A 7,213-nucleotide genomic window follows, 5' to 3' on the forward strand; every position below is an offset into this window, starting at 1 on the left:
CCCTCGGGTTGTGAAGGGAAAACCACAGAAATATCCAAGAAAATGCCAGGCAATTTCTTAACTGACTGGCATTACTCCGAAGAGTGCTTTTCTGGATGATTCTGTAATCAGAAATTAAGCATCAATATCCGCATTTAAAGCATTTTCTTCAATGAATGCACGACGTGGTTCCACATCATCACCCATCAAGCAAGAGAACATACGGTCAGCTTCAATCGCATCCTGTACCGTTACTTGCAGCATATTCCGGTTTTCAGGATCCATCGTGGTTTCCCAAAGCTGCTCAGCATTCATCTCACCCAGACCTTTATAGCGCTGAATCATCATGCCACGGCGTGAGTCTTGTAGGATGTTTTGCCATACTTGGTGGAAGCTATTAACTGCAATTTTGCGTTCGCCTTTTTGCAGATAAGCCCCGTCTTCTAACAACGTGAACCAGCTCTTCGAGTTTTTCAGTAAACGTGCATATTCACCAGACCCCAACAGACCTGAATCCAATACGTAATGATGCGGTAAGTTGTGCACGTAAATGGTAATGCGCGGGAAATAAGTCGCGAACTTATTGCCTGCAGCATCTTCATGCTCAAAGGTTTCCAGACTCAATTCAGGACGTAAACTTGGCTGAGTTGTCTCAATATTGGCGCGTAGTTGCTCGCCCCACGTTTGCACATAGTCTTGGTCTTTCGCTTGATCCAACTTAAAGCCTTCTACTGCCAATAAGCCATCCAGAACACTCGCAGGGTAGCGTACAGTCAAACGATGCAAGCTCTTTTGTGAGGTTTGATAATCAGCAATTACATTCGCAAGTGCTTCACCACGAATCGCAGGCGCTTGAGCACTGATATGTAATTCAAGCTCATCAATGGCATTTGAAATTAGGTAAGTTTCAAGTGCATCGTTGTCTTTGATGTACTGTTCCTGCTTGCCTTTTTTCAGCTTATACAATGGTGGCTGTGCAATATAAATATGACCACGTTCCACAAGCTCAGGCATTTGACGGAAGAAGAAGGTCAAAAGTAGCGTACGAATATGCGAACCATCGACGTCAGCATCGGTCATGATGATGATTTTGTGATAACGCAGTTTGTCTGGGTTATATTCTTCACGACCAATCCCGCAGCCTAATGCGGTAATTAAAGTCCCAACTTCAGCAGATGAAATCATCTTGTCAAAGCGTGCACGTTCCACGTTGAGGATTTTACCTTTCAACGGCAGAATTGCTTGCATCTTACGGTTACGGCCTTGTTTTGCAGAACCGCCCGCAGAGTCACCTTCGACCAAGTAAAGTTCAGACAATGCAGGATCTTTTTCCTGACAATCGGCCAATTTACCCGGAAGACCCGCGATATCCAAGGCACTCTTACGGCGTGTCATTTCACGTGCTTTACGCGCAGCATCACGTGCACGTGCCGCATCAATAATTTTACCGGCAATCGATTTTGCCGCTTGCGGATTCTCTAAAAGATATTCAGAGAACGCTTTATTCATCGCCTGCTCAACTGCGGTTTTCACCTCACTCGATACCAATTTTTCTTTGGTTTGTGACGAGAATTTTGGATCTGGCACTTTCACCGAAACAATTGCAGTCAAACCTTCACGTGCATCATCACCAGAAACCGCAACTTTCTCTTTTTTGAGTAAGTTTTCGTTTTCCATATAGCTGTTTAGGCCACGGGTCAGCGCTGCACGGAAACCTGCTAAATGCGTACCACCATCTTTTTGCGGAATGTTGTTGGTAAAACAACGGACGTTTTCTTGATAAGTATCATTCCACTGCAATGCAACTTCGACACCGATGCCATTGTCTGCCATTGTGGTGAAATGGAAGATATCATTCAGATGGGTTTTGCCTTGGTTGATATATTTAACAAACTCGGACAAACCACCTTCATAATCGTAAACATGCTCAAGGTTAATACGCTCGTCACGCAAAACAATGCGCACACCCGCGTTCAAGAATGACAATTCACGTAAACGGCGTGCCAAAATATCGACATTGAAAATGGTTTGGCTAAATGTTTCAGCACTTGGCCAAAAACGAATACGTGTACCGCTTTGATCCGTGTCACCAACCACTTTAAGTGGATAAACTGAATCACCATGTCTATATTCTTGTTGGTGAATTTTACCTGCACGCTGAATGGTCAATTCAAGCTTTTCAGACAAGGCATTGACGACGGATACACCTACACCGTGTAGACCACCTGAGACTTTATAACTGTTATCGTCAAATTTACCACCAGCATGCAGAATGGTTAAAATCACTTCTGCTGCAGATACCCCTTCTTCAGGGTGAATATCAGTTGGGATACCACGGCCATTGTCCGAAACGCTCACCGACTCATCTTCATGAATGGTAACCTGAATTTCATCACAGTGACCTGCTAAGGCTTCATCGATTGAGTTATCGACAACTTCAAACACCATGTGGTGTAGGCCTGTACCATCGTCAGTATCACCAATATACATCCCTGGACGCTTACGAACAGCGTCAAGGCCACGTAATACTTTGATGCTAGAGGAATCATAAGCTTTTTCTATGGTTTGTTCTGTTTGAGAAGCAGCTTGATCTTCTGAACTCATGGTTTCTCCCTAGTGAAAAATAGGTCTATCCAAAGGTGGTATTTCATTGCACAACAGCCTGAACCGTACCATTTTCAACTTTGAATAATTGATAAGAAATAGATAAATCATGTAAGTGTTTTTGCACTGAATCATGGTCTAAAGTGGTAATAAAAACTTGACTACCAAGATGGCTTAAACGCTCAATTAAACGCTGTTGTGCGGTTAAATCTAATTCTGCTGTCAGATCATCTAATAATACCACAGTTTCCCTATTACAGGCATGTAGCATTGCAATCTGTGAGAGTTTCAAGGCCATGATCAGTAACTTTTTTTGCCCTCGGGACAACACTACATCAGCACTGCCCATGGGGGTTTTTAAACGTAAATCTGCACGGTGTGGACCATACTCAGTAAAGCCTCGTTCACAATCTCTAACATGCTGATTGGTCAGGTCATTCAGCAGTCCCGTTTCAGCATGGAAGCCCGGACTGTACTCCAGCGTTACCGTTAAGTTTGGCAATAATGCCTTCAAATCTTGTTCAAAATAGCGCGTCCACTGTTCCACGACATTACTACGCTGAGCATGCAAAATCTCGCCATAATCGCTTAGCATTTTGTTCCACGGTTCTAAGTCCGATAGGGACAAATGACGACGAGACTTTAAAAGGCTGTTTCGTTGTTTCAGTGCGCGCGCATAATATTGCCATGCATGATAAAATTCGGGTTCCACGTGGAACATCAGCCAGTCAAGCAATTGTCGCCGCGGCTTGGCACCATGGTCGATAATATCGGTACTTTGTGGATCGATTAGCTGTAAAGGGAGAATTTTTGCCAGCTGTCCCTGTGTCCCCACCAAGTCACCATTGACTTTAATCACCTGCTCACCCGATTGCATTTTTTGCATGCCAATCCGGTCTGTTGCAGATTGGGCAAAAACAACTGCATCAGCACTATTATTTTGAATATAATTTTTCGGAATATGGGTTCGAAAAGATCGCCCCGTAGCCAGTAAATGAACGGCCTCTAAAATCGAGGTTTTGCCCGAGCCATTTTGCCCATAAAAGACATTAAACGGCTGCAACTCAGAGAGTGCAACCGTCTTTAAATTTCGAACACGTTCTACATGTAAACGCGTAATATGCATAATAAAATCAGATGCGAGTCTAAATTAAACACGCATTGGCATGACCACATAGGTCTGATCTTGTTGCTGTGGATCCTGTACCAAGACTGATTGGTTTGCTTCAGTCATGGTCATCGCCACATCATCACCATCCAGTACATTTAACACTTCAAGCAAATATTGCGCATTAAATGACATTTCCATCGGTGCGTCCGCATATTGAATTGCTAAGTCTTCAATCGCTTCATCTTGCTCGGGGTTATTAGCACGTAGTTGCAAAGTATCTGCATCAAACTTTAAGAATATGCCGCGTAATTTTTCATTACTCAAAATCGCCACACGTTGCAGGGATTGCTTAAATACATCATGTGCAATACGCACGTTTTTATCACCACCACGTGGAATTACACGGCGGTAGTCTGGAAATTTTCCATCAATCAGTTTCGTGGTAAAACGTACAGTAATATCGCCCTGTTCTTTATCACGGCTGGCAATCGTGATCGTCACATTTAATAATTCACGGCCAATTAGCAACGATAATTGCTCATCCTCTACGCTCAATAAACGCTGTAATTCGCCTACTGCCTTACGTGGAACAATCGCTTGCATCGCCTGTGTTGCATTTGAACTTGCCGCAGTTTCGCACATGGCCAAACGGTGACCATCTGTAGTCACTGCACGCAATTGATTTTCATCAATTTCCAACAAAGTACCGGTTAAATAGAAACGTACGTCTTGCACCGCCATAGCAAAAGCAGTCTTTTCAAATAAACGTTTTAACTCACGCTGCGTTACAGCCACTTGTGTACCTTGGGTATTTTCAGTGGTCAATAATGGATAATCTTCCGCAGGTAACGTCCCCAAAACAAAACGACTATTGCCTGATTTTAAGATACAACGCTGGTCTTCAGTAATTTGTAAATCAATCAGTGCTGCTGACGGTAAAGATTTACAGATATCCATCAGTTTACGCGCAGGTACTGTGGTGACACCGGCTTGTAAACACGCCCCTTCCATCAGTGGCGTGCTTGCTACCAGCTCAACCTCAAGGTCAGACCCCGTAATAGTCAATGCCTGCTCAGTCACCTGAACTTTGACATTGGATAAAATATTTAAGGTATGGCGACGTTCAACCGCTCCTACGACATGTGATAGAACATTCAGTAAGCTTTCTTTCGCGATTTTTAAACGCACAATACATTCCTCTAACAACTGAAGATAGACAAGATTAATTAATTTTTTAGCAGTGTACTATGCGGCAGAATATACTGCATTGCAAGAACAGAATTTGAACGAAAAGGCTTAACTTTGCAGCAGACGCTGCAAGTTTTTATAGTCCTCATTGAAGATCGGATCTTCTTCACGCAGGCTCTGCACTTTTTCACAGGCATGCATGACGGTACTGTGGTCACGATTACCAAAGGCCATGCCAATTTCAGGGAAACTATCTCCGGTCAATTCACGCGCCATCCCCATCGCAAGCTGACGCGGACGTGCATAAATACGGGTACGTTTTGGCCCGACCAATTCTTTGAGTGGAATACGGAAATACTCACTCACCACACGCTGAATGTTCTCCGTGCTGATAGTACGTGCTCGGATCGCCAATACGTCTTTTAAGGATTCGCGTACCACATCCAAGTCAATTGGTGAACCTTTAAAACGTGAAATAGCCACCACTTTGTTTAATGCGCCTTCAAGCTCACGGACATTGGCTACCACTTGTTGCGCAATGAACAAAGCACAGTTACGCGGAAGTTCCACGCCATTGCTGTCGGCTTTTTTCAGCAAAATTTCAATCCGGGTTTCAATATCTGGGGGTTCCACACCGACAGATAAGCCCCAAGAGAAACGTGAAACCAAACGCGGATCAAGCTCCGTTAATTCTTTTGGATATCGGTCTGAAGTTAAGATGATTTGTTTAGATTCATCTAACAATGCGTTAAAAGTATAGAAAAACTCAACTAGACTAGCTTCTTTTCCTGCCAACAAATGGATATCGTCGACTAAAAGTAAGTCTAGCGAACGACAGTTTTTCTTAAATTCTTCCACTTTGCCTTGTTGTAAAGAGCGGACAAAGTCCTGCACAAAACTTTCTGCGGTCATATACATCACGCGCGCATTGGGTTTTGCTTGCAATAATGCATTCCCTACAGCTTGCATTAAATGCGTTTTACCTAGACCTGTTGGCCCATAGAGAAATAGAGGGTTGTGTTGCGATGCTCCGGGCTGAGTCAACACTTTACGACAGGTTTCTGCTGCCATCTGGTTTGAACGACCTTCAACAAACAGTGAGAAGGTAAACAAAGGGTTTAGTTGTTTTTTACGACTACTTTTGCCAATACTCTCTTCTTTTTCTTTTTTTGGACGCGTTGGTGTAGCAACAGGTTGTGGTGTCGATTCAAGAGCCGCAGTCGTGGTCGCGGGCTGCTCTGCTGCAGATAAAATCGCACCAGGCCGTGAATCTACTAAAATTTCAACTTTACGAACACGACCTTCAGACAACTGTTCTGCCAAAATTGAAATCAGCTCTAAATGGTGTTCTTGGATATAACGTGTCCAATAAGGATTAGGTGCGTACAAGCGCAGACTATCGCCTGCGTCTTCTGCGACCAGTGGGCGAATCCACATCGTATAGACATTGCCTGAAAGCTCTTGTCGCAAGCGCGTTAAGCAGTCTGTCCAAAGCATGTGAAACCCCTATTTCAATCTATTGTACATTTACAAAAATTAATCTTAGCCCCGCTAAGCGGGCAGCCATTCTAACCATCTTATCCACATCTGTCATGGTTAATTCAGCCAAAATTGCTCAAAAAAACGCAATTCAGTTATAAATTTAAATTTAAACCACGTGTGGATAAGTTTATCCGCAAGCTGTGGATAAAATATATTACAAAGTTATCCACAAACTGTCAAAAATATAAAAACATAGTTATTCACAATTTAAAATTATGTTTTATAAAAGTAAAAGTGCGTTTTCCACAGAAAATATCAACACTAATAATAATAAACTTTAAATTTTAAATTTTGAATTTATTTATAGGAGCGTTAGATTTTGGGGATAACTCAACTGAAGTTTTAAATTCAAATTTAAATTCATAAAAATAAAACTCATTCAGTTGTGTTGTGGATAAGTTTGTGAGTAAAGTTGCTGATAACTCAAATCTATAATACATACAATTGTTTAGCTTGTGAGTATTTTAATTTTAAATTTAAAAGTTGATTTTTGAATAGTATTTATCTTGATGTCACATCACTTAGATTTTGTAAGAAAGATCGTTTTTCATTGACAGCTCAAGCAATGAGCACTAAAATCGCGAACCTTTACTGTAAGATCATAATTTGGAGTTTCGATATGAAACGTACTTTCCAACCTTCTGAGTTGAAACGTAAACGCGTTCATGGTTTCCGTGCTCGTATGGCTACTAAAGCTGGCCGTCAAGTATTGGCGCGTCGTCGTGCAAAAGGTCGTCACAGCTTAACTGTTTAATTTCAGTTAAGACTGTAAAGACTTGGGTGTTATGA

General features: G+C 42.3%; 5 protein-coding genes. 1 reads left to right on the forward strand and 4 read right to left on the reverse strand.

Annotation, left to right across the window (positions count from 1 at the left end; genetic code table 11):
* Positions 1-114 precede the first annotated feature (114 nt).
* The 4 genes from gyrB to dnaA all read right to left on the reverse strand — a co-directional run bounded on the left by gyrB (position 115) and on the right by dnaA (position 6,379).
* Positions 115-2,583 (reverse strand): DNA topoisomerase (ATP-hydrolyzing) subunit B, encoded by a 2,469-nt coding sequence (gene gyrB, locus ACN6OV_RS01015; RefSeq protein ID WP_427948882.1) that lies wholly within the window; start codon positions 2,581-2,583, stop codon positions 115-117.
* Positions 2,584-2,626: 43 nt separating this feature from the next.
* Positions 2,627-3,709: a DNA replication/repair protein RecF gene (recF, locus tag ACN6OV_RS01020; protein WP_427948883.1), complete on the reverse strand. Its 1,083-nt coding sequence runs from the start codon at positions 3,707-3,709 to the stop codon at positions 2,627-2,629.
* A gap of 24 nt (positions 3,710-3,733) precedes the next feature.
* Complete coding sequence (gene dnaN / locus ACN6OV_RS01025; RefSeq protein ID WP_427948885.1) at positions 3,734-4,882, reverse strand: DNA polymerase III subunit beta; 1,149 nt, start codon at positions 4,880-4,882, stop codon at positions 3,734-3,736.
* Positions 4,883-4,990: 108 nt separating this feature from the next.
* The gene (dnaA, locus tag ACN6OV_RS01030) at positions 4,991-6,379 is read right to left on the reverse strand and encodes a chromosomal replication initiator protein DnaA (protein WP_427948887.1); all 1,389 of its coding nucleotides are present in this window, start codon (positions 6,377-6,379) and stop codon (positions 4,991-4,993) included.
* A 664-nt stretch (positions 6,380-7,043) separates the two neighbouring features.
* Here dnaA and rpmH point away from each other — a divergent pair.
* Positions 7,044-7,178 carry a 50S ribosomal protein L34 gene (rpmH, locus tag ACN6OV_RS01035; RefSeq protein ID WP_000831329.1) on the forward strand — a complete coding sequence of 45 codons (135 nt, stop codon included), beginning with the start codon at positions 7,044-7,046 and terminating at the stop codon, positions 7,176-7,178.
* Positions 7,179-7,213: the final 35 nt, after the last annotated feature.

This window comes from Acinetobacter sp., from assembly GCF_050285345.1.
GTDB lineage: Bacteria > Pseudomonadota > Gammaproteobacteria > Pseudomonadales > Moraxellaceae > Acinetobacter.

What these genes read in the sequence shown, in the direction of transcription:
- gyrB (WP_427948882.1), bottom strand. Translation starts at nt 2,583, where the DNA reads ATGAGTTCAGAAGATCAAGCTGCTTCTCAAACAGAACAAACCATAGAA.
- recF (WP_427948883.1), bottom strand. Translation starts at nt 3,709, where the DNA reads ATGCATATTACGCGTTTACATGTAGAACGTGTTCGAAATTTAAAGACG.
- dnaA (WP_427948887.1), bottom strand. Translation starts at nt 6,379, where the DNA reads ATGCTTTGGACAGACTGCTTAACGCGCTTGCGACAAGAGCTTTCAGGC.
- rpmH (WP_000831329.1), top strand. Translation starts at nt 7,044, where the DNA reads ATGAAACGTACTTTCCAACCTTCTGAGTTGAAACGTAAACGCGTTCAT.